Source organism: uncultured Gordonia sp. (assembly GCF_937858515.1).
In the GTDB taxonomy this organism is placed as follows: domain Bacteria; phylum Actinomycetota; class Actinomycetes; order Mycobacteriales; family Mycobacteriaceae; genus Gordonia.
In genome coordinates, this window is the sequence record NZ_CALLZT010000216.1 from 42,915 (window position 1) to 64,966 (window position 22,052).

The 22,052-nt window shown below is 66.1% G+C and carries 22 protein-coding genes; 17 read left to right on the forward strand and 5 right to left on the reverse strand.

The genetic code is table 11. The features are described from left to right. The first annotated feature begins 92 nt into the window (after positions 1–92). Both Q0627_RS21645 and Q0627_RS21650 read left to right on the forward strand, forming a co-directional pair. Positions 93–1,469: a DUF445 domain-containing protein gene (locus tag Q0627_RS21645; protein WP_291018980.1), complete on the forward strand. Its 1,377-nt coding sequence runs from the start codon at positions 93–95 to the stop codon at positions 1,467–1,469. Between the two features lie 172 nt (positions 1,470–1,641). After that, positions 1,642–1,896: a hypothetical protein gene (locus Q0627_RS21650; RefSeq protein WP_291018977.1), complete on the forward strand. Its 255-nt coding sequence runs from the start codon at positions 1,642–1,644 to the stop codon at positions 1,894–1,896. 151 nt (positions 1,897–2,047) lie between these two features. Here Q0627_RS21650 and Q0627_RS21655 read toward each other — a convergent pair whose 3' ends face one another. Then, a complete protein-coding gene (locus Q0627_RS21655; RefSeq protein ID WP_291018975.1) occupies positions 2,048–3,589 on the reverse strand; it encodes an acyl-CoA carboxylase subunit beta in 1,542 nt (513 codons plus the stop codon). Between the two features lie 157 nt (positions 3,590–3,746). Between Q0627_RS21655 and Q0627_RS21660 the strand changes: the two genes are divergently transcribed. Then, positions 3,747–4,610, forward strand: a complete 864-nt coding sequence (locus Q0627_RS21660; RefSeq protein ID WP_291018973.1) for an SDR family oxidoreductase — start codon at positions 3,747–3,749, stop codon at positions 4,608–4,610. 81 nt (positions 4,611–4,691) lie between these two features. On the opposite strand, the gene Q0627_RS21665 is transcribed toward Q0627_RS21660, so the two are convergent. From Q0627_RS21665 to Q0627_RS21680, 4 genes are all read right to left on the reverse strand, one after another. After that, positions 4,692–5,840, reverse strand: a complete 1,149-nt coding sequence (locus Q0627_RS21665) for an acyl-CoA dehydrogenase family protein (protein ID WP_291018971.1) — start codon at positions 5,838–5,840, stop codon at positions 4,692–4,694. 4 nt (positions 5,841–5,844) lie between these two features. Next, positions 5,845–6,996 (reverse strand): acetyl-CoA C-acetyltransferase, encoded by a 1,152-nt coding sequence (locus tag Q0627_RS21670; protein ID WP_291018969.1) that lies wholly within the window; start codon positions 6,994–6,996, stop codon positions 5,845–5,847. An 86-nt stretch (positions 6,997–7,082) separates the two neighbouring features. Then, a complete protein-coding gene (locus Q0627_RS21675) occupies positions 7,083–7,688 on the reverse strand; it encodes a TetR/AcrR family transcriptional regulator (protein ID WP_291018967.1) in 606 nt (201 codons plus the stop codon). Continuing rightward, positions 7,685–8,488: an SDR family NAD(P)-dependent oxidoreductase gene (locus tag Q0627_RS21680; protein WP_291018964.1), complete on the reverse strand. Its 804-nt coding sequence runs from the start codon at positions 8,486–8,488 to the stop codon at positions 7,685–7,687. Before Q0627_RS21680 ends, Q0627_RS21675 begins: the two co-directional genes overlap by 4 nt. 184 nt (positions 8,489–8,672) lie before the next feature. Here Q0627_RS21680 and fabG point away from each other — a divergent pair, with 184 nt between their 5' ends. The 14 genes from fabG (at position 8,673) to Q0627_RS21750 (ending at position 22,007) form a co-directional block, all read left to right on the forward strand. Continuing rightward, a complete protein-coding gene (gene fabG / locus Q0627_RS21685; RefSeq protein ID WP_291018961.1) occupies positions 8,673–9,410 on the forward strand; it encodes a 3-oxoacyl-ACP reductase FabG in 738 nt (245 codons plus the stop codon). Further along, complete coding sequence (locus Q0627_RS21690; protein WP_291018959.1) at positions 9,407–10,210, forward strand: enoyl-CoA hydratase/isomerase family protein; 804 nt, start codon at positions 9,407–9,409, stop codon at positions 10,208–10,210. The genes fabG and Q0627_RS21690 overlap by 4 nt, the downstream gene beginning before the upstream one ends. 38 nt (positions 10,211–10,248) lie before the next feature. Then, positions 10,249–11,067, forward strand: a complete 819-nt coding sequence (locus tag Q0627_RS21695) for an enoyl-CoA hydratase/isomerase family protein (RefSeq protein ID WP_291018957.1) — start codon at positions 10,249–10,251, stop codon at positions 11,065–11,067. Beyond that, entirely contained in the window at positions 11,064–11,846 is a 783-nt protein-coding gene (locus tag Q0627_RS21700) for an enoyl-CoA hydratase/isomerase family protein (RefSeq protein ID WP_291018955.1), read from the forward strand. The genes Q0627_RS21695 and Q0627_RS21700 overlap by 4 nt, the downstream gene beginning before the upstream one ends. Positions 11,847–12,142: 296 nt before the next feature. Then, positions 12,143–13,360, forward strand: a complete 1,218-nt coding sequence (locus tag Q0627_RS21705) for an aromatic ring-hydroxylating dioxygenase subunit alpha (protein ID WP_291019024.1) — start codon at positions 12,143–12,145, stop codon at positions 13,358–13,360. Between the two features lies 1 nt (position 13,361). After that, on the forward strand, positions 13,362–13,904 hold the full coding sequence (locus Q0627_RS21710; RefSeq protein WP_291018953.1) for an aromatic-ring-hydroxylating dioxygenase subunit beta: 543 nt from the start codon (positions 13,362–13,364) through the stop codon (positions 13,902–13,904). Between the two features lie 24 nt (positions 13,905–13,928). Then, positions 13,929–14,183 carry a hypothetical protein gene (locus Q0627_RS21715; RefSeq protein ID WP_324384858.1) on the forward strand — a complete coding sequence of 85 codons (255 nt, stop codon included), beginning with the start codon at positions 13,929–13,931 and terminating at the stop codon, positions 14,181–14,183. A gap of 45 nt (positions 14,184–14,228) precedes the next feature. Continuing rightward, entirely contained in the window at positions 14,229–15,440 is a 1,212-nt protein-coding gene (locus Q0627_RS21720) for an acetyl-CoA C-acetyltransferase (RefSeq protein ID WP_291018948.1), read from the forward strand. After that, positions 15,437–16,825: an OB-fold domain-containing protein gene (locus Q0627_RS21725; RefSeq protein ID WP_291018944.1), complete on the forward strand. Its 1,389-nt coding sequence runs from the start codon at positions 15,437–15,439 to the stop codon at positions 16,823–16,825. The genes Q0627_RS21720 and Q0627_RS21725 overlap by 4 nt, the downstream gene beginning before the upstream one ends. Beyond that, a complete protein-coding gene (locus Q0627_RS21730; RefSeq protein ID WP_291018942.1) occupies positions 16,825–18,024 on the forward strand; it encodes an acetyl-CoA acetyltransferase in 1,200 nt (399 codons plus the stop codon). The genes Q0627_RS21725 and Q0627_RS21730 overlap by 1 nt, the downstream gene beginning before the upstream one ends. Continuing rightward, on the forward strand, positions 18,024–19,271 hold the full coding sequence (locus tag Q0627_RS21735) for an enoyl-CoA hydratase-related protein (RefSeq protein ID WP_291018939.1): 1,248 nt from the start codon (positions 18,024–18,026) through the stop codon (positions 19,269–19,271). Before Q0627_RS21730 ends, Q0627_RS21735 begins: the two co-directional genes overlap by 1 nt. 6 nt (positions 19,272–19,277) lie before the next feature. Continuing rightward, entirely contained in the window at positions 19,278–20,441 is a 1,164-nt protein-coding gene (locus Q0627_RS21740; RefSeq protein WP_291018936.1) for an acyl-CoA dehydrogenase family protein, read from the forward strand. A 46-nt stretch (positions 20,442–20,487) separates the two neighbouring features. Then, positions 20,488–21,819: an NAD(P)/FAD-dependent oxidoreductase gene (locus Q0627_RS21745; RefSeq protein ID WP_291018933.1), complete on the forward strand. Its 1,332-nt coding sequence runs from the start codon at positions 20,488–20,490 to the stop codon at positions 21,817–21,819. Then, positions 21,819–22,007: a hypothetical protein gene (locus Q0627_RS21750; protein WP_291018930.1), complete on the forward strand. Its 189-nt coding sequence runs from the start codon at positions 21,819–21,821 to the stop codon at positions 22,005–22,007. The genes Q0627_RS21745 and Q0627_RS21750 overlap by 1 nt, the downstream gene beginning before the upstream one ends. Positions 22,008–22,052 lie beyond the last annotated feature (45 nt).

Here is a 22,052-nt window from a genome sequence, read left to right on the forward strand (position 1 = left end):
CAGGTTCGCCATCCTGGCATGGAAAGTGCGTCAACGGCTCCCGCATCGGCAGGACATGAGCTCGACGTCGTGATGTAGGAGATTGAAGAGCAGTGCAGACTTGGGCGCAGATCACCGAAGATTTCCACCGGAACTGGCCGATCTATGTGGCGATGCCGTTCGTGGCGGCGCTGATCGGCTGGGTCACCAAGATCGTGGCGATCAAGATGATGTTCCGGCCGTATACGTTCAAGGGCATCGGGCCGCTGGGCTGGCAGGGCATCATCCCCAAGCGTGCGCCGCAGATGGTGACGATTCTGTGTGAAACCCTCACGCCGCGCCTGGTTAACGCCAAGGAGATCGCCGAGCGAATCGACGCCGCGGAGCTTGCCGCGCTGATCGATCGCCCGCTGCGTGCCGAGGTCGCACGGATTACGCGTAAGGTCCTGGCGGAGTACCAGCCGACGCTCTGGGGCCTACTCCCGTCGGTCGCGCAGGACTTCCTGATCGAACGGGTGCAGCGGTCGGCACCTGATGCCGTCGTAGCGCTGGTCGACGGGGTCGTCGACCGAATCGATGACATCTTCGATCTGCAGACGATGGCGACCAAGGAGTTTCTGGACGATCCGACCACCCTGGAATCGATGTTCCGGGACGTCGGGCGGCGAGAGTTCGCATTCATCCGGCGCAGCGGGTTGGTCTTCGGATTCTTCATCGGATTGGTACAGGTCGCGGTGTGGGCGCTCACCCACAATCCCTGGGTCATGCCGTTGTTCGGCCTATTCACCGGCTGGTTCACCGACTGGGCCGCACTTCGCCTGATCTTCTACCCCCGGGAACCGAAGAAGTACCTCGGATTCATCAAGTGGCAGGGCTTGTTCCAGCAGCATCGTGTTCCGGTGGCCAGGGAGTACGGCTCACTCATCGCGACAAGGGTTCTCACACCCGACAGGCTCCTGCGTGGCATCTGCGGCGGCGAGGACACCTCCGGCGTGGTGAAGGTGGTGGCCGAGGTGCTCGAGGCCGAATTGCGGGAGGAGATCGGCGATCTGAATCGCTACGTCGACGTGGACCTGCGTGACCTGCCGCTGTTCCGCGAGTTGGACTTCGGCAAATTGCAGATCGCCGGTGTGTCGCCGGGCAAGGTGCTCGGCGGATTTCTGGATGTGCTGAGCGGACCGACCAAGGGAATTGCCAGCGTCGGCCTCGATCTGACTCAGGTGGAACCGATGTGCACCGCATTCGCCGAGGAGGCCGTGAGAGTCTTGCCCGATCTGATGCTCGGATCGGCGGAGCGATACCTGACCGACACGCTGGACATCGAAGGCACGATGTCGGAGAAGATGGCCGCGATGACTCCGGAGGAGTTCGAAGGAGTACTGCGGCCGGCCTTCCGCGCCGATGAGAAGACCTTGATCGCCGTGGGGGCGCTTCTCGGGTTCATGGTCGGTGAGCTTCAGGTCGTCCTGGTGGAGCACTTGACGCACTGACCGAGGTCTCGGTACGGCGTGTTCGGCCAGGTGACCAGCATATTTATCAGAAACTAGAAAAGTGTTGACGAAAGTTTACGCACCGTGTAGCGTATTACGCAGAGCATAGATTAGCTCGGAACCCGACCGGAACACCTCGCAAGAGGGAAGCCTCAAAGATAGGAGACCTCCCATGGGAGCTCGACGCAAGAACACCTTCACCACCTTCCTGAGCGACGTCATCGACGACAGCAAGGCGCTCGTCGACGACCTGATCGACCGGGCTCAGGAGTTCGAGGAGAAGGCTCGCGACGCCGCGACTTCGGCGCTGGGCGACGATGACGCCGATTCGCCCAGTGCTGACGAGGTCGCCACCCTGAAGCAGGCCCTCAGCGAACTGACCGCCAAGGTCGACCAGCTTGCCGCAGTCAAGGCCGGCGCGAAGTAGTCTTGCCCGCTACGGCAGGCTCAAAGGCCGCCGCACCTGGGAGGATCGTCCCCGACGTGACGAATCCCCTTGGTGCGGCGGCTTTGTCGTGCGCGCATGGTGCCGGTCGCCGTGGCGGCGACCGGCCGTGAGGATCAGACGGGCGTGAGGATCAGATCGGCGAGATCGAGCGACGCTTTCCGGGAACCCGATCGGCACGCCGCCGCCGGGCGCGCCGGAGGGCCTGGATCAGAGCCGCTCTGGTCTGGCCGGGGGTGATGATGTCGTCGATGCCGAAGCCCGATGCCGCACGTAGTGGGTTCACGTCCGCGCGCAGTCTGTCGATCACGGCCTCGCGGTGGGTGGCGGGATCCTCGGCCGCCTGGATCTGGCGCCGATAGGCGATGTCGACGGCGCTGTCGATGGGCATCGCGCAGATCTCGGCGGTCGGCCAGGCGACGACGAGATCGGCGTCGATGCTGCGGCCGCCGCCCATCGCGACATAAGCCGCGCCGTAGGCCTTGCGCATCACGATCACATAGCGCGGCACGGTGGCCAGGGCGAGTTCGTACATGAGGCGTCCGCTGCGGCGACCGAGTTGGGCGGACTCGGCGGCCGTGCCGATCAGGAAACCGGGCAGGTCGATCATGATCACCAGCGGCAGGCCGAACGCGTCGCACACGGCGATGAAATGCGCAGCCTTCTCGCAGGCGCCGCTGTCGAGGGAGCCACCCAGGTGAGCCGGCTGATTGGCCACCACGCCGACCGCCCTGCCGCCGAGCCGGGCGAAACAGGTGACGATATTGGGTGCCGCGGCACCCCGGACCTCGAACAGGGAGTCCGCATCCGAGATCGCTTCGATGACGTCGCGCACGTCGTAGGCGCGCCGCGGGGAGTCCGGGATCAGTGCGTCGGCGTCGAACCCCGACTCGAGGCCGCTGCCGATGGGGATATCCTCGTCGGCCGATGACGGCAGGTAGCTGAGGTAGGCGCGTACCGCGTCGAGTGCCTCGTGTTCGTCGTCGGCGGCGAGGTCGGCGATGCCGTTGCAGGCCTGGACATCGGCTCCGCCGATCTGCTCGTTGGTGAGGTCTTCGCCGGTGCCGGCCTTGACGAACGGTGCCGCCGACATCCCCATCGTCGAGGTACCACGGACCATCACCACGAAGTCGCAGAGGGCGGCGAGATTGGTCGCCAGGCCGAACCCCGGGCCCATCATCACCGTGACGGTCGGCACCAGCCCGGACAGATCGACCAGGCGGGTGAGCATCGTCGATCCGATTGCCGCGAGCCGGGAATCGAGTCCCTCCTGGATGCGGTGGCCGCCGCCGTCGCAGAGCAGCACCAGCGGTATCCGGTCGTCGAGCGATGCCTGGATGCAGCGACCGATCTTGCGCATGCCGACATCGCCGTTGCTGCCGCCCAGAACGGTGAAGTCGAAGGCTGCGATCGTCACCGGTCTGCCGTCGATGAATCCGGTCCCGGTCACGACGCCGTCGCCGTAGAGATGTGAGTTCGGGGCAACCTGATGTCCGGCGATGAGGTCGGGTGTGGCCAGCGCGCCGAACTCGGCGAAGTCGTCGCCGCACAGCAGGGCGATCCGTTCCCGCGCGGTCAGTTTGCCCCGGCTGTGCTGGGCGGCGAGCGCGTCGGGGCGCGCCTGGTCGCCGGTGGCGGCGTAGGCGGCGGCGATCTGTTCGGAACTCGTTGGCACGGGCGCGGTCTCCTGACTGTGGAACGCGGCCGTCGGTTGCGACGATCGCCGGCCGGCCGGGCTGGTCGTTGTGTCAGAGTTTAACTTAATCTACATTCGAATCTATACAGTTTCATCGACGGGCCATGACGACGTGGCCGGAGTGAGGAGTGCAATCGTGGCTGGTGTGGATCAGCGGGTGGTCATCGTGACCGGGGCCGGTGGCGGTCTGGGACGCGAATACGCGAAGTTGCTGGCATCGCGGGGCGCGCGCGTGGTGGTCAACGACCTCGGTGGGGCCAGGGACGGTTCGGGATCGGGTTCGGCCGCCGCCGACGGTGTGGTTGCCGAGATCATCGAGGCGGGCGGGCAGGCCGTGGCCAACTACGACTCCGTCGCCACCGCAGAGGGCGCGGCATCGATCGTGAGCACCGCGCTGGACGCCTTCGGAGCGGTCCACGGTGTGGTGAGCAACGCCGGCATCCTGCGCGACACCACCTTCGCGAAGATGACCGACGAGCAGTGGGACGCGGTGCTCCAGGTGCACCTGTACGGCGGCTATCACATCACCCGGGCACTGTGGCCGCACTTTCGTGAGCAGCAGTTCGGGCGGATCGTCGTGGCGACGTCGACGACCGGCCTGTACGGCAACTTCGGGCAGGCCAACTACGGCGCTGCCAAACTCGGCCTGGTCGGGCTCATCAACACCCTGGCCATCGAGGGCGCGAAACACGACATCAGGGCCAATGCGGTCGCGCCGATCGCGGCCACCCGCATGACCGAGGATGTGGCACCCGAGGAATTGCTGGCCAAGTTGCCGCCTGCGTTCGTCGCCCCCGTCGTGACGCAATTGCTGACCGAGGAGCTGACCGACACCGGTTCGGTGTTCGTCGTCGGCGGTGGTCAGGTGCAGCGGGTGCAGCAATTCGCCAATGCCGGAGTCACATTCGCCGAACCGCCCGCCCCGGAGGTGGTGGCCGAACGCTGGGCCGAGATCACCGACATGACCGGCGCGGTGGCCGGCGTCAATCCGGTCGGCTGAAGCAAGCGCCAAAAGGGGCCGGGACGGCAATGCCGTCCCGGCCCCTTTTGCGACCGGCGTCGCCACATTGTCCGGTATTCGTCAACGGGCGATATCGCGCCCGATGATCTCCTTCATCACCTCGGTGGTTCCGCCGTAAATGGTCTGGATACGGGTGTCGATATACGCCTTGCCGACGGCGTATTCACGCATATATCCGTAACCACCGTGCAGTTGCAGACAACGGTCGATGACCCGTTTCTGTAGCTCGCTGATGTACCACTTGCCCTTGGCGGCGTCGACGGGGGAGAGATTGCCCGCGTTGTAGGCGAGCACACTTGCGTCGACATATGCTGTCGCGATGTCGATTTCGGTGGACATCTCGGCCAGTTCGAACCGGGTGTGCTGCAGATCGATGATCGGTTTGCCGTAGGCCTTGCGGTCCTTGCAGTACTCCACGGTCAGTTCGTAGATGGCGCGCGTGGTCGCCATCGCCTTGGCGGACACCCCGAGCCGTTCGCGTGGCAGATGACCCATCAGATACTGCAGTCCGCGGCCTTCCTCGCCGAGCAGATTCGCCGCGGGAATCCGGGCGTCATCGAAGAACAGTTCCGCGGTGTCCTGCGCGGGTAGTCCGATCTTGTCGAGCTGACGGCCGCGCACGAACCCGGGGGTGTCACGTTCCACCACGAACAGGCTCAGGCCACGCGAACCGGCATCGGGGTCGGTACAGGCCGCGACCACCACCAGATCGGCCATGATGCCGCTGGAGATGAATGTCTTCTGCCCGTTCAGAATCCAGTGGTCGCCGTCGCGGCGCGCACTGGTGCGGATACCACGCAGGTCGCTGCCGGTGCCCGGTTCGGTCATCGCCAGTGCGCCGATGGTCTCGCCCGCGGCGAATCCCGGCAGCCAGCGCTGCTTCTGATCGTCGTTCGGGAGATCGAGGAGATAGTGCAGGACCAGGTCGTCCTGCAGACTGATCGTCAGCCCGAACGACAACGCGTTGATCCGTGCGATCTCCTCGCACACCACCATTCGGTACCGGTAGTCGGATTCGCCCGAACCGCCGTACTGCTCGGGAACCTGTAGCGCGTAGATACCGGTCTTGGCGGCCCGGGCGAATACCTCGCGGTCGATCCACTTCTCGTCGTCCCACTTGTCCTTGTGGGGTTCGACCTCCCGCGCCAGGAACTCGCGAACTGTCTCCCGGTAGGCCTCATGGTCGGCCTCGTACAGTGAACGCTCCATGGGGTCACAGCCTTTCGATGATGGTGACGTTCGCCTGACCGCCGCCCTCGCACATGGTCTGCAGTCCGTACCGGCCGCCGGTGCGCTCGAGTTCGTGCAGCATCGAGGTCATCAGCCGGGCGCCGGTGCAGCCGATGGGATGGCCCAGGGCGATAGCGCCGCCGTTCGGATTGACCTTCGCCGGGTCCGCGCCGATCTCGGCGATCCAGGCGAGTGCAACCGGTGCGAATGCCTCGTTGATCTCGACGGTGTCGATATCCTCGATCGACAGTCCGGCGCGCTTGAGCGCGTGCTGGGTCGCGGGAATCGGTGCCGACAGCATCATGACGGGATCGGCACCGCGGGCGGAGATGTGGTGCACGCGCGCACGGGGAGTGAATCCGTAGCGCTCGACGGCGGCCTCGGAGACGACCAGCAGCGCGGCCGCGCCGTCGGAGATCTGGCTGGCCACACCAGCGGTCAGCACACCGTCGGGGATCAGCGTCTTCAGGCCGGCGAGCCTTTCGGCTGAGGTGTCGCGGCGCGGCCCTTCGTCGGTGGTGATGCCCTCGAACTCGGTGATCTCCTTTTCGAAGTATCCGTTGTCGATCGCATGCAGTGCGCGCCGGTGGCTTTCGAGGGCGAAGCGCTCGTTGTCCTCGCGCGAGAGGCCCCACTGGTCGGCGATCATCTCGGCACCGCGGAACTGCGAGATCTCCTGGTCGCCGTAGCGTTCGAACCAGCCTTTGCAGCCGGTCCAGGGGTCGGCCGAACCGAACGGCTCACCGGCGCCGAACGCCGACAGGATCGGATACTGACTCATCTTCTGCACGCCACCGGCCACGATGATGTCGGAGGTGCCGCTCATCACGGCCTGCGCGGCGAACGACACCGCCTGCTGTGCCGATCCGCACTGCCGGTCGATGGTCACGCCCGGCACGCTTTCGGGCAGTCCCGCCGCCAGAGCGGACGTGCGGGCGATGTCTCCGGCCTGTGAACCGATGTTGTCCAGGCAGCCGAGGATGACGTCGTCGATGTCGGCAGGGTCGAAGTCGTGCCTGCCGGTGACGGTCTTGATGACGTGCGCGGCCATGTCGGCCGGATGCGAATCGGCGAAGCCACCTCCGCGCCTGCCGACGGCCGTACGTGCCGCGTCGACGATATATGCCTCAGGCATTGATCCTCCTTATGGATGATGTCCAGTTGAATTTAACATAGACTCAAAACTAGTGGTATGGGTTTCGCTGTGGGGCCCGGCGTGGGTCAGGCGCTCAGGGCAGCGGTGATGACAGCGATCGAGGTGGCCGCGAGTTCGTCGAACGGTCTGTCGGGTGTCCACCATTCGACGGCCCAGTTCAGTGCGCCGATCACGAGCATCCGGGCGACGGACAGATCGAGATCGTCACGGATGTCGCCCGACTCGCGACCACGTTGCAGAAGCGCGCGCCACACGTCGTGGTACGCGTCGTTCTCTGCCTGGATCCGTTCCTGTGCGACGGCGGGTCCGTGGCCGGCGTTGCGGCTCACCGCCCGGGCGAAATCGGCCATCTCCAATTGGACGTCCAGGTGTGCGGTCACCGCGGCGGCCAGTTGCTTGTGCCACGGTCCGCCGGTTGCGTGGATGGCCGCCTGCACCCGCTGCCGGAGCCGCTGCTGGCCCACGCAGAGCGTCGCGGCCACGAGCTCGTCGCGTGAGGCGAAGTGGTAGTAGATGGCCGGACTGCGGACGCCGGCCAGGGCTGCGATGTCTCGCAGACGGGTCTGCCCGTACCCCTTCGAGGCGAGAATCGTCGCCGTGCAGCGAAGGAGCCGGTCCCTGGTGTCGAGGCCGCTACCCATGTTGCCGGCGCGATGCGAATCGGCGGTCATGGCATCGTATAGCCTCCGCTGACCGAGATCAGCTGTCCAGTCACCTGCCGGGCAGCGATATCCGAACTGAGCCACAGGGTCGCGTTGGCGATGTCGTCGGCGAGTGTCAGCCGTTGCAACGGAGTGTCTTTGAGAAGGTAGCCGATCTGGTTGTCGTTGAAGACGGCGTCGGTGCCGCCCGCCCACAGGCTCTTCTCCCCGACGGCCTCCGGTCCGTCGGGGATCACCAGACCGGGGCAGACGACATTGGAGCGGATGCCGTGCCGGCCGTGTTCGCGGGCGACGGTGCGCGCCAGTGCGACCTGGGCGGCTTTGGTCGCACCGTAGACGCCTTGGCGGATCTGGCCGAAAGCGGCCTCGCTGGCCACGGTCACGATCGAGCCGCCGGCCGTATCGTCGGCGCGCATCGCGGCGATCGCCGCCTGGGTGGCCTCGATCGTCGCGAACAGGTTGATGTCGACCAGCTTGTGCCAGCGGTCCCGATCGTGATCGCGTGCGACGAACTCGCCGATACTCCAGCCCGCGTTGTTGACCAGGACGTCCACGCCGCCCCAGGCCCGGACGGCCTCGGCGATGACGTGCTCGCCCGCACCGGGTTCGGTCAGATCGGCGACGACGACCAGAACCTGGGCCGCGCCCTTCTCGAGCGCCTCGCGTTCGACGCGGCGGGCCTGCTGCTCATCGATGTCGCAGAGCAGGATGCGCGAGTGCTCGGCGGCGTAGCCGTGGACGATGCCGCGACCGATGTTGGAAGCGCCGCCGGTGATGACAACCCTCGCGTTGTCCAATCCCAGATCCATATTCCACCAATTCGCCTTCATTGACTTGATCAGTGACTTAATCTAGCTTCAATTTTGTAATGCGTCCAGTACCGGTGGTGATAGGCGCACGGCCCGGCGGCGGTCGGCTCGGGAGCGGCGATCGCCGCCACGAACGATCGGCCACCGCGTGTGGCTGCGCTGAATATATTGTGCGGAAGGTGATTTGATGGGTGAACTACTGGCGGACAAGAGGGCGGTGGTGACCGGTGCGGCCCAGGGTATCGGGTTGGCCATCGCCACCGAGCTGGCCGCGCACGGAGCCAAGGTCGCCCTCATCGACCTCGACGCGCGGCGCGCCGCCGAAGCGGCCGCACAGCTCGGACCGGACGCGATCGGCATCGGCGCCGACGTGACCTCCGAAGACGATATGCGCGCCGCCGCGAGCGCCGTCGTGCAGGCGTGGGGCGGACTCGATATCTGGGTCAACAACGCCGGGGTCACCCGGGACGCGTCGCTGCGCAATATGACACTTGCCGACTTCCAACTCGTCATCGACGTGCACCTGCGGGGCAGCTGGCTCGGTGTCCGGGAGGCCGCGGCGATCATGCGCGGCAAGGGCGGCAGCATCATCAATCTGTCGTCGATGTCGGGAAAGATCGGCAATCCGGGGCAGACCAACTACAGCGCGGCCAAAGCCGGGATCGTGGGCCTGACCAAGGCGGCCGCCAAGGAACTGGCCCACCACGGCGTGCGGGTGAACGCCGTCGCGCCGGGCCTCATCAAGACCCCGATGACCGCGGCCATGAGCGCGGAGGCATTCGCCGCGACCGAGGCCACCATCCCGATGCGCCGCGCCGGCGAGCCGCGTGAGGTCGCCGGCGTGGTCACCTTCCTGGCATCGGATCTGGCCAGTTATGTCACCGGAACCGTGACCGAGGTCAGCGGCGGGCGGGGAATGTGAGTACCGACGTCACCGGAGACCGGAACCGGGTTGTCGAGGTGGTGGTCGCCGACGCGATCGCCACCGTCACGCTCAATCGCCCGGAACAGATGAACGCGATCACCGTAGAACTCGGCGAACAATTGCGGGCCGCCATCGCCGACTCGTCGGCACGTTCGGACGTCAACGTCGTCGTGGTTCGCGGATCGGGTGGAAACTTCTGTGCCGGAGGTGATTTCGCGGAAGTTGAACGCTTGCGTGCCGTCGGTGCGGACGGGCTGCGGGAGCTGTTCGTCAACTTCTCACGTGCTTGCGCGGCGGTCGCCGACAGTCCGGTGCCGGTGGTCGCGGTGGTCGAGGGCGTCGCGATGGCGGGCGGGTTCGAATTCATGCAGGCCGCCGACATCGTTCTCGTTCGTGACGACGCGAGGATCGCCGACAATCACATCCGCTTCGGGCAGCTCCCCGGTGGCGGAAGCACCCAGCGGCTGCCCCGGATCGTCGGCCGCCAGCGTGCGCTGGGACTGCTGCTGTCGGGGGTCCGGCTCTCCGGCGCCGAAGCAGTCGAACAGGGCCTCGCCTACGCATCCTGGCCGGCCGAGACCTTCGAGGACGAGACCACCGCCTTCATCCGGACACTGGCCGGCCGCAAGCGGGATGCCGTCATCGGCATCAAACGACTTGTCCAACACGCGATGACCACAGATCTCGACACCGGACTGGCCGCCGAACTCGACGCCGTGGTGGCCCATATCGGCGGCGACGCCGGGGCCGATGGCGTGAGTGCGTTCGGGTCGCGCGCGACTGCCGGCAACCGGTGATCCAACCCCACAATCACTTGAAGAATCAGGAGCAGCCCATGAGTGAGGCCTCGGAAGCAGGTGCGGACGGCGCACCTCCCGTTTTGCTCGATATCGCCGACGGTATCGGCTGGATACGTCTGAATCGCCCGGCCGCGGCCAACGGTCTCGACGTCGAGTTGCTGCGCGCGCTCAACGACGCCGTACTCACCTGTCACGGAGATCCGTCGGTGCGGGTCGTCGTGCTGACCGGCGAGGGCAAGATCTTCTGCGCCGGCGGCGACGTGAAGACCTTCGCCTCGAAAGGCGAGCAGCTCCCGGACTATCTGCGGGAGGCCACCGCGTGGCTGCAGATCGCCACGGCCTCGCTGCTGCGGCTCAAGGCGCCGGTGGTCACCGGCATCCATGGCTTCGCCGCCGGCGGCGGCGGCCTGGGGCTGGTGTGCGCCTCCGACATCGTGGTGGCCGCTCGCTCGACCAAGCTCTTCTCGGGTGCGGTGCGCGTCGGTATGGCACCGGATGGCGGCACCACCGTCACGCTGACCCAGCTGGTCGGATTGCGTAAGGCGCTGGAGATCCTGCTGACCAATCCGACGCTGACGGCCCAGGACGCCAAGGACATCGGCCTGGTCACCGAGGTCGTCGACGACGACGCGCTGACCGATCGGGTGTCCGAACTGGCGCGGCAACTGGCTGCCATGGCACCGCTCGCGGTCGCCGCGACCAAACGGCTCGTCTGGGACGGTATCGGGTCGTCGGTGGAAGCGCGGCTGGGTGAGGAGGCGCGCGTCGTGTCCGCGCTGTCGGGCACGGCCGATTCGCTCGAAGGGCTGGCCGCAGTCATCGAAAAGCGCGCACCGAAGTTCGTAGGATCATGACCGCCGCGACGGTGCACACCGAACGCCGCGGCGCGGTCGAACTGGTGACGCTCAACCGGCCCGAACGGCGAAACGCCATCGACCTGCGACTGCGTGTCGAGCTCGCCGAGATCCTCGAAGCGGCCGCGGCCGACGATGCGATCCGGTCGATCGTCATCACCGGTGCGGGCAAGATGTTCTGCTCGGGTGGAGACATCTCGACGATGAAGCGGGTGACACCAGAGGAAGCCCGCCCACGCACCGAGGCCGCCCAGCGGGTGATTCGCGCCATCTGGGGGACACCGAAACCGGTGATCGCGGCGGTGGAGGGCGCCGCCTACGGTGCCGGGGTGTCGCTGGCCCTGGCCTGTGACCGGGTCATCATCGGCGACACGGTGCGGATGTCGATGGCCTTCACCGGGGTGGGGCTGGCCGGTGACATGGGCATCTTCGCCAGCCTGCCCGCCCGCGTCGGTCCGGCCCGCGCCAAACAGCTCCTGCTGCTTCCCCGGGTCGTCGCGGCCGCCGAAGCACTGCAGCTGGGTATGGCCGACGAGGTGGTGCCCGACGGAGAAGTCCTGGCCAAGGCGCTCGATGACGCGGCAATCCTCGCCGGCGGACCTCTGCGCGCCTACGGGGCGATCAAGGCGATGCTCGCCGAGCCTGTCGGTACGGTTCCGGAAATCCTGGATCGCGAGCTGGCTCAACAGATTCAGCTGTTCGCCAGTGATGATTTCGCCGAAGGTGTCGCCGCATTCGCCGAACGCCGTCAACCCCGGTTCGGGCAACAGCCGAGCTGACCACTGGCACCGGTGCCCCGCCCGATGGTTCGTGGCCGACGCCTTCCCCGCCACGCCGACCGGCAAGGTCCGCAAGTTCGCGGTGCGCGATCAGATCAGCTCGGCTCACCTGCGCGAGCTCACCCCGCGATAGTCTCGAATATGCGTTAGAAATAGTGTTTAATACAGATTAAGCATCGGTACGGTAAGCATCGGTACGGATCGATCATTAGAAGGGAGTGGTCATGACCTCTGTCGTCGGCCCCGGCGCCGGACTTGAGCATCCGCAGCGCGAAGCGAAGAGCATCGTGAGCAATCTGATCAGGCCGGACCAGGTCCATGGTTCGCTGTACACCGACCCGCAGATCTTCGCTGAGGAACTGCGCAAGATCTGGTTCACAACCTGGGTATTCGTCGGGCACGAGAGCGAGGTGCCGCAGCCGTTCGACTACGTCCGCAAGAAGCTGGCCACCCAGGACGTGGTGATGACCCGGGACAAGAGCGGCGAGGTGCACCTGCTGATCAACCGGTGCGCGCACCGCGGGCTGCAGGTGTGCGATGCGGACAAGGGCAACTCACGCGCGTTCCGGTGCCCCTATCACGGCTGGACGTTCCGCAACGACGGCAAGCTGATCGGGTATCCCTTCGCCAAGGGGTACGGCGGGTCCAAGGAACTGGACCTGAGCATGGGCCGCGTTCCGCGGGTCGCCTCGTACCGGGGATTCGTCTTCGGGTCGATGGCTCATGACGGACCCTCGCTGGAGGAGCACCTCGGCGCGGCGGCCGGCGAGATCGACCGGCTCGCCGGGCTCTCGCCCACCGAGAGCATCACCCTCGACGTCGGGTGGCTCGGCCACCGCACCCGGTCGAACTGGAAATTCCTGGCCGAGAACGAGACCGACGGCTACCACCCGCAGTTCGTGCACGGTTCGATCTTCACTGTCACCGGGAGCACCATCGGCCCGCTGTACGGCGATTCCTCCACGGCGGTGACCCGGGAGCTCGGTGGCGGCCACAGCGAGAACGATCTGCGGCCCGAATTCCGCAAGTTCGACGAACCGATGCGCTGGTTCGCCACCACCCCCGAACGGGTCCCCAAGTACGCCGCGGCGATGCAGGCGGCCTACGGCGACGATGCCCGGCGGCGCATGATCGAAGGTGCACCGCACGTGATGATCTTCCCTAATCTCTTCATCGCCGAGATCCAGGTGTTCAACATCCAGCCGGTGGCGGTCGGTGAATGCGTGTCGTACGCGACCGCGGTCCAGCTCGACGGCGCCGAAGAACTCAATCGCCGGTTCATCCAGCAGTCGATCGGTTCTGTCGGACCGGCCGGCATGTTGCTGGCCGACGACACCGAAATGTACGAGCGCAACCAGGTCGGGGTGAGCATGCTCGACCCCGAGTGGCTCGACGTACGACGCGGCCTGATCCGGGAAGACATCGACGACAACGGTTTCCGTATCGGCGGCGCCACCGACGAGACCGGTATGCGCGGCTTCTGGAAGCATTACCGCACTTTGATGGAGGCCTGAGATGACGGCATCGACATCGACCCCGAACGCGGCCGATCAACTCGGCCCGGTGCCATCGGGGTGGACCTACGACGAGGTCTGCCAGTTCCTGTACAAGGAGGCCCGGTTCGCGGACGAGAACGACTACGACAACTGGGAAGAGCTCTGGACCGACGACGCGCTGTACTGGGTACCGGCCGGCGGAGCCGACATCGACCCGATGCGCACGGTCTCGGTGATCTATGACAACCGCAACCGCATCCGCACCCGCCTCAAGCAGGTCAGGACGGGTCGCCGCTACGCACAGGCACCTCCGTCGGACCTGCGGCGCCTGATCAGCAACATCGAATTGCTCGGCGGCCGCGAGAATGACTGTGGCACAGTCGATATCGAGGTCGGCGCCAACTTCCTGGCCTTCGAGTCGAAGGCGCGGGGCAATCAGCTCTGGGGCGGCAGGACAACCTACCGGCTCCGCAAGATCGACGGCGAGATCAAACTGGCCTACAAGAAGGTCGTTCTGGTCGACAACGACAAGCCGCTGCCCACACTGGCCTTCCTCATCTGATGCGGAGTTGAGATGTCGATCGAGATGGGTGACCGTGGCCCCTTTGACATTCCGGACATCGGACCGGTGGTGGGCAGCGAATTCGCCGAGGTGACCGTGGATGTTGACAATGAGGGCAATTCGCCGCGCCTACGGCTCAAGGACCTGCGCACCGGACGCGTGCGCTACCTCGACGCGCTCGAGCTCGAAACCCTCATCTGGCTGCCCGAGGGACACCTGACCCAGTTGCTCGATCCTTCCGCCGACAGGTGGAAGGAAGGCCCGTCGGGGCAACGCTGACAGTCGGCCGGTAACCGAAACTGCTTGTGTAAGAGGAGAAAATCTGTGAGACGAGTGGCGATAGTGGAACCGGTGCGTTCCGCTGTCGGAGCCTTCGGCAAGACACTGCGACCGTTGCCGGCCGTGGATCTGGCCGCGAAGGTCCTGACCGCGCTGATCGATCGGACCGCGATCGATCCGGCGGTCATCGAGGAAGTGGTGTTCGCCCAGTCCTACGCCAACTCCGAGGCGCCGTGCATCGGCCGGTGGGCGGCGCTGGAGGCGGGCCTGCCGATCGAGGTTCCCGGATCGCAGACCGACCGGCGCTGCGGCGGTGGTCTACAGGCGGTGGCGACCGCGGCCATGATGGTGCAGACCGGTGTCGCCGACGTCGTCGTCGCCGGTGGTGTCGAATCGATGAGCAACATCGAGCACTACACCACAACGGCGCGGTGGGGCTCACGGTCGGGTAATCAACTGCTCTATGACCGCCTCGACCGGGGACGCGAACGTTCCCAGCCGGAATGGCGTTTCGGCAAGATCAGCGGAATGATCGAGACCGCCGAGAATCTGGCCGAGAAATACGGTATCGGGAGGGAAGAGGCGGACAGTTTCGCCGCCCGCAGTCAGCAGAATGCCGCGGCGGCAACCGAATCCGGAAAGTTCGCCGACGAGATCGTTCCCGTGGAGGTTCCGGTGCGCCGCGGCGATCCGGTCGTTCTCGACCGCGACGAGGGAATCCGCCCGGAGACCACCGAGCAGACGCTGGCCACACTGCGTCCCATCATGCCCGGCGGAACCGTGACCGCGGGCAATTCCGCGCAGCAGAACGATGCCGCCGCCGCATGTCTGGTGGTGGCCGAGGACCAGCTCGACCGGCTCGGGCTGACACCGCTGGCCTGGTTCGAGGGGTGGGCAGCGGTGGGCTGCGAGCCCGCGACGATGGGCATCGGCCCGGTCGGCGCGGTGAACAAACTGTTCGGCCGCACCGGCGTCGGATTCGACGACCTGGCGCTGATCGAGATCAACGAGGCATTCGCGGTGCAGGTGCTCGCGGTGCTACGCGAATGGGGTCTGCCCTCCGGCGAGGTGGCCGACCGGCTCAATGTCAACGGCTCCGGGATCTCCCTCGGGCATCCCATCGGCGCCACCGGCGGCCGGATCCTGGCGACGATGCTGCGTGAACTCGACCGCCGCGGAGGCGGACTCGCACTGGAGACGATGTGTATCGGCGGCGGCCAGGGTATCGCCGCCCTCTTCCGGGGGGCGTCGGCATGACCAATTCGGTTCTCGCGTACGCCACCTACCTGCCGTTCTGGCGGGTTGATCCGGCAAGCAGGGGCAAGGCCGGGCGTATCGTCGCCTCGTTCGACGAGGACGCGATCACGATGTCGGTGGCCGCCGCACGATCGACCGGCTGCCCTGATTCGGCGGAATCGCTTGTGCTCGTGACAAGTTCACCTTCCTACCTGGACAAGACCAACGCGACGACGGTGCATGCGGCGCTCGGCCTGGACCGCCGGGTGCCCGCATCCGACGCGATCGGGACGGCCCGGTCGACGCTCGCGGCAGTCCGGGCGGCCGTAGCCGGTCGGGGTTCCCTGATCGTCGCGGCCGACGTACGCACCGGCCGCCCGGGATCGGCGGACGAACGCACGGGGTGCGACGCCGCCGCTGCTGTGCTCATCGGCACGCCGACACCGCAGCGTCCCGCGATCGCCGATGTGCTGGCGACGGTGTCGTTGACCGAGGAGTTCCTCGACAGATGGCGCCTGCCCACCGAAGTGTCGGCGTCGAGTTGGGAGGAGCGGTTCGGGTACGAGCAGTACGCCCCACTCATCCGGGAGGCGGCCACCGCCGCACTCGACGACGCGGGCGTGGCGCAGGCCGATCACGTGGTGCTGACCAGCCCCAACAGCGCCGTCGCCAAACGCGCGTCGACCCTGGTCAAGGGCGTCCACTCCACGGGTGGATCGCCGGTGGGGTTCGCCGGCGCGGCCGACCCGCTGCTGGGTCTGGCAGCAGTACTCGACCTGGCCGGTCCCGATGAGACGATCCTGCTGATCTCGGCGGCAGACGGCGTCGACGCGCTGGTGTTGCGTACCACCGGGGCACTGGGGTCCCGGCGCCAGCCCGATCCGGTGGCCGCGGCAGCTGCGGCCGACGGGCGAGTGGTGGCCTATCCCACCTACCTGTCGTGGCGCGGACTGCTGGACATGGAACCGCCGCGCCGCCCCGAACCGGACCGCCCCGCCGGGCCACCGTCGGCCCGGGCCGCCTCCTGGAAGTTCGGTCTGAACGGAAGCCGCTGCACCGCATGTGGATTCGTGCACCTTCCGCCCATGCGGGTATGCCGGGCATGCGGCGCGGTCGATCAGAGTGAACCGGTATCGGTTCGCGACAGCGGCGGCCGGATCGCCACGTTCACCGTCGACCGGCTCGCGTATTCGCCGTCGCCGCCGGTCGTGGACGTCGTCGTCGATTTCGACGGCGGTGGTCGGGCCACTTTCGAGGTCGCCGACGCCGTTCCCGACACGCTGGGCGTCGGTGGCGAGGTCACGATGGTGTTCCGCCGGCTGTTCACGGCCGGGGGCGTGCACAACTACTTCTGGAAAGCACGTCAAGTACCGGCGGTCGCCCGCGCGTCCGGTGAGGAGAACTGATGGGCAGCAAGGGAATCGCCGACAAGGTCGCCATCGTCGCGATGGGTTGCACCCGATTCGGGGAACTCTGGGATCAATCCCAGGAAGACATGATCATCACCGCCGTCGACGAAGCACTCGGCCAGGCCCGGCTCGCGCGCGACGACATCGATGCCTTCTGGCTGGGTACCCTCGCCTCAGCGCAGTCCGGACTGGTCCTGTCGCGGGCGCTGGGCACCGACTACAAGCCGGTCACCCGCGTGGAGAACTACTGCGCCACCGGATCGGAATCCTTCCGCAACGCCTGCTACGCCGTCGCCTGCGGCGCCTACGACAGGGTGATGGCGGTCGGTGTGGAAAAGCTCAAGGATTCGGGCTTCTCCGGTCTGCTGCGCGGTGATCCGCCCGGAGACGGGACCGCGCCGGAACTGTCGGTCACCGCGCCCGCCGCGTTCTCACTGCTCGATCCGGCCTACTGCGCCAAATACGGCGTGGACGCCGGACAGATGCGGGAGGCGATGACCCACGTCGCTTGGAAGAACCACGTCAACGGTGCCCGCAACCCCAAGGCACAGTTCCGTTCCGAGGTCTCCAAACAGAAGATCGACTCCGCGCCGAAGGTGGCCGGACGACTTGGCGTGTTCGACTGCTCAGGCGTGTCCGACGGCGCCGCATGCGCGCTCATCGTGCGTGCCGAGGACGCCTACGAGTACACCGACCGGCCCATCTTCGTCAAAGCGCTTGCGCTGGCGGCGGGTCCGGCGCGGGGATCGGTCGATCCCGGCTACGACTTCACCACCTTCCCGGAGGTGGTGCGATCGGCGCAGGACGCGTACGCGCAGGCCGGGATCACCGACCCGCAACAGGAGATCTCGCTGGCCGAGGTGCACGACTGCTTCACACCCACCGAACTCGTCCTCATGGAGGATCTGGGATTCTGTGACCGCGGGCAGGCGTGGAAGGAGTCGCTGTCGGGCGCATTCGACGCAGACGGGCGGCTACCGGTCAACGTCGACGGCGGACTGAAATCATTCGGTCATCCGGTCGGTGCCAGCGGCCTGCGGATGCTGTATGAGGCATGGCTGCAACTGCGCGGCGAGGCGGGCCCCCGGCAACTCGACGAGCCACGAATCGCATTGACCCACAACCTTGGTGGCAGGCCCGGAGCCTGTGTGTCGTTCGTGGCGCTGGTGGGTTCCGAACTCTCGGGTGGCCGCTGATGGCCGGGGATGTGGCGCCACAACAGGTTTCGGTGGCGCAGACGCTGTACACCGCGCTGGCCGGCGGTGACGCAGATCGGGTCCGCGACCTGCTCGACACGGAGTTCGTCGGCCGGACCGCACCCGGACTGCCCCTCGGGCTCGGCGGCACCTATCACGGTCCCGACGACATGATCGGCAACTTCTGGTGGCGGCTGGGCCGTACCTTCCGGGCCCGCGCGGAACCGGAGAGCTTCGATCTCCTGCCGGACAACAGATTGCAGGTGTGCGGCACCTATCGCGGAATCTGTCGCCCGACCGGACGCGAACTGAACGCGGAGTTCATTCACATCCTGACGTTCGCCGAATCCGGAAAGATCACCCGGCTACGGCAATTGACCGACACCGCGATCTGGTGCGACGCGTTCGACGGCGGCGAGGTCACCACCTTCCCCGGGTACTCGATGCCGACGATCACCGAACTCGAGACGATCGAGTATTCGGTGGAACACGGTGTGGCCCAGGTGATCATCAATCGTCCCGAACATCGCAACGCGATCAACCTCCGGATGGCGGAGGAGACCCTGGCTGTGGCGCGTGCGATCGAGGCCGATCCACGAGTGCGTGCCGTGCTGATCGCGGGCAATGGCCAGGCGCTGTCGGTGGGTGGCGACATCGACTACTTCACGTCGGCGCTGCCCGGTACCATCGGTGCCCTCACCTCGAAGATGACCGAGCCGTTCCACGAGTGTTTCCGCATCCTCGATCGCCTCGACGTGCCCATCGTGACGGCCGCGCACGGATCGGTGGCCGGTGGCGGTTTGGGATTCGTCTACGCGGCCGACATCACGGTGGCCGCCGCGGGCACTGTCTTCTGTACCGCGTTCAGTGCCATCGGCCTGTCCGGCGACGGCGGTGGCACGTGGTCGTTGCCGCGGCTGATCGGCCCGGTCCGCGCACGGCGCATGTACCTCGAGAATCTTCGGGTCGATGCGGAGCTGGCCGAACAGTGGGGGCTGGTCGCCGAGGTCGTCGACGCCGACACGGTGCGCGAGTACGCATTGTCGAAGGCGCGGAAACTGGCGGCCGGTCCGACTCGCGGCTTTGCGCTGCAACGAAAACTGCTGCGCGAGAGTGTGAGTAACACCTTGTCCGAGCAATTGCGAGCTGAAACCGACGGTTTGGCGGTGTCCGGGAAGACCCGCGACGCGCAGCAGGCGATCGAGGCATTCATCAGCAAGAAGCCACCGACTTTTGAAGGCAGGTAACCGCACGTGGCCGGTTTGATACACGATAACGACGAGCACCGGGCGATCCGGGAGAGCACCCGCGCCATCGCGAAGAAGTATGGGGCGCAGTACTTTCTGGAACGCGGTCGCTCGGGTGGCGATATCGCCGAGCTGTGGCGCGATCTCGGTGATGCGGGCCTGCTCGGTGTGCACCTCCCCGAAGAATACGGTGGCGGCGGCGGAGGTATGGCCGAGGCCGTCGTCATCGTGGAAGAGCTTGCGGCCGAAGGTATGCCGCTGCTGATCTGGGTCATCTCCCCGGCGATCTGTGGGTCGATCATCGCCGCGCACGGCAGTGACGCGATGAAACGGGAATGGCTGCCGTCGCTGGCCGACGGCACCCGCAAGATGGCGTTCGGGCTGACCGAGCCCGACGCCGGTTCCAACAGCCACAACGTGAAGACCACCGCACGTCGCGATGGTGACGGATGGGTGATTTCCGGCCAGAAGTACTACATCTCGGCGATCGATCAGGCCGATGCGGTGCTGCTCATCGCCCGCGACGGCGATCTGTCGACCGAAGAGAAGAAGAAGCTGTCCATCTTCGTGGTTCCCACCGACAGTCCGGGCCTGACGATCCAGCAGATTCCCACCTCGATCGTCTCGCCAGACAAGCAGTTCACGGTGTTCCTCGACGAGGTGCGTGTCGGACCCGAGGCCCTGGTGGGGGAGACCGGTAACGGTCTGCGTCAGGTGTTCAGCGGCCTCAACCCGGAACGGATTCTGGTCGGCGCGCTGTGCGGGGGTATCGGACGGTACGCGGTGGCCAAGGCCACCGACTATGCGCGCAATCGCAAGGTCTGGTCCACGCCCATCGGCCAGCACCAGGGTGTGTCGCATCCGCTCGCCGAATGCCACATCAATGTCGAGGTCGCCCGGTTGGCGACCCGATTGTCGGCGGAACTGTCCGACAGCGACTCGGCGGGCGTGGGGGAGGCGGCCAATATCGCGAAGTACGCCGCGTCCGAGGCCGCGCTGAAAGCACTCGATCAGGCGATTCAGGTGCACGGCGGCAATGGGCTGTCGCATGAATACGGACTGTCCGAGCTGTGGTTCGTCACCCGGCTGATGCGGACCGCGCCGGTCAGTCGCGAGATGGTCCTCAACTTCGTCGCGCAGACCTCGCTGGGTCTGCCGCGTTCCTACTGAATCTGCTTCGCGCAGGAGACACGAAAGACATGGAAGGACAAGAACAATGACTGTAGAGGAATCATCCGCGACGGCCGGCGACGACTACGACGTGGTCGTCATCGGCGCCGGGGCCGGTGGCCTGTTCACCGCGGCCCGACTCGCGCACCAGGGATATCGCACTCTCGTGGTCGAACGCCTGGACAAGGTGGGCGGGCGTGCCTCGACCACCGAGGTCGACGGCTTCAAGGTCAATGACGGCGCGATCGTCATTGAGGTCGGCGGAATCACCGAACAGACCTTCGCAGAGGTCGGCGCCAAGTTCGACATCCGCGAACCGCAACCACCCATCCTGTATCGGGTCGCAGGCAAGGACGTCGACGTCACCCGCGGCGGGTGGGGCCTGCTGCTGGGCAAACTGACCCGCCAGGGCGCCAAGCTCGCCAAGGGAATCGGCGCGGCCCGAAGCGATTCGGGACTTCCGGAGGACGAACTGTCCACCGCCGATTGGGTGCGCAAATACACCAAGAATGACGGTGTGCACGGCATCTTCCGCAATATGTGCGCGTCTGTGTTCGCCGTCAGTTCCGAGGAACTGCCCGCGCGAGTCTTCCTCACCTATTTCACCCGCAAGAGCGCGTTCAAGCGGTTCGGTTTTCATCCCGAGGGAACGATCGGTGTGTGGAAAGCGTTGGCGGAGGCATTCATCGGACATGGCGGTGTGCTCGAGCTGTCCACCGAGGTGACCAGTATCAACGTCGACGACGGAGCGGTCATTGGAGTGACGCTGAGCCGTGACGGCCAGGAGCGGACGGTCACCGCCCCGATCGTCGTCAGTGACGTCGGCCCGTTCGCGACCATCGGACTCGCCGGCGAGGACGCGTTCGACGACGACTATGTGAAGCTGGTCAATCAGCGCAACCGTCCGTGTGCGATGCTCACGATCAATTTCGCGAGCCAGGAGCCGTTGATCGAAGCCCCCGGCATGCTCAGCTTCTCCAGCAGCCGCCGCCTGGCGTACATCGCCAATTTCACCGACTCCTGCCCCGAGATGGCGCCGGCAGGCTGGCACCTGTATGTGGGGACCTCGGTGCCTGAACCGGCAATCGGCGATTTCGACGAGGCCGCCGAAATCGAGCTGCTGCGTGCCGATCTGCGCGACACGATCCCCGGATTCGACGAGAAGGCACGAATCCTGAGCACCGTCATCACCCGGGACGGATGGCCGCCGCAGCGTGCCGTCGCCGGATTCGACCTCCCGCACACCACTGACATCAAGGGTTTGTGGAATGTCGGTGACGCTGTGAAGGAATACGCCAACGGCGGCACCACGGCGTGCGCCGAAACCGCCCAGCTCGTCGTCGGCGAAATCATCGCGGAGTTCCCCCGGGAGTCGTGATGACACTCACCGCACCGCGACAAGGCGTTCAGATTCCCGGACCGGGACCCGATGCCGATCGCATTCGTCTGGACTACCGGCTCATCCGCATCGCGTTGCTTATGGTCGGCTGCTACGCCTTCTTCGGACTGCTCGGATTCGCGATCTTCGCCGGCTTCTGGCCGCCACCGGGACCGGATCTGACCTAGATCCGCGAGTAGCGGTGGCGTATCGGATCTGACTGCGAATTTGCG

Excerpts from the sequence above, each read along its gene's own strand:
- Q0627_RS21735 (WP_291018939.1), top strand. The coding sequence starts at position 18,024 with ATGGCCGGGGATGTGGCGCCACAACAGGTTTCGGTGGCGCAGACGCTG.
- Q0627_RS21680 (WP_291018964.1), bottom strand. The coding sequence starts at position 8,488 with ATGGATCTGGGATTGGACAACGCGAGGGTTGTCATCACCGGCGGCGCT.
- Q0627_RS21730 (WP_291018942.1), top strand. The coding sequence starts at position 16,825 with ATGGGCAGCAAGGGAATCGCCGACAAGGTCGCCATCGTCGCGATGGGT.
- Q0627_RS21700 (WP_291018955.1), top strand. The coding sequence starts at position 11,064 with ATGACCGCCGCGACGGTGCACACCGAACGCCGCGGCGCGGTCGAACTG.
- Q0627_RS21750 (WP_291018930.1), top strand. The coding sequence starts at position 21,819 with ATGACACTCACCGCACCGCGACAAGGCGTTCAGATTCCCGGACCGGGA.
- Q0627_RS21710 (WP_291018953.1), top strand. The coding sequence starts at position 13,362 with ATGACGGCATCGACATCGACCCCGAACGCGGCCGATCAACTCGGCCCG.
- Q0627_RS21650 (WP_291018977.1), top strand. The coding sequence starts at position 1,642 with ATGGGAGCTCGACGCAAGAACACCTTCACCACCTTCCTGAGCGACGTC.
- Q0627_RS21695 (WP_291018957.1), top strand. The coding sequence starts at position 10,249 with ATGAGTGAGGCCTCGGAAGCAGGTGCGGACGGCGCACCTCCCGTTTTG.
- Q0627_RS21725 (WP_291018944.1), top strand. The coding sequence starts at position 15,437 with ATGACCAATTCGGTTCTCGCGTACGCCACCTACCTGCCGTTCTGGCGG.
- Q0627_RS21665 (WP_291018971.1), bottom strand. The coding sequence starts at position 5,840 with ATGGAGCGTTCACTGTACGAGGCCGACCATGAGGCCTACCGGGAGACA.
- Q0627_RS21745 (WP_291018933.1), top strand. The coding sequence starts at position 20,488 with ATGACTGTAGAGGAATCATCCGCGACGGCCGGCGACGACTACGACGTG.
- Q0627_RS21675 (WP_291018967.1), bottom strand. The coding sequence starts at position 7,688 with ATGACCGCCGATTCGCATCGCGCCGGCAACATGGGTAGCGGCCTCGAC.
- Q0627_RS21670 (WP_291018969.1), bottom strand. The coding sequence starts at position 6,996 with ATGCCTGAGGCATATATCGTCGACGCGGCACGTACGGCCGTCGGCAGG.
- Q0627_RS21715 (WP_324384858.1), top strand. The coding sequence starts at position 13,929 with ATGGGTGACCGTGGCCCCTTTGACATTCCGGACATCGGACCGGTGGTG.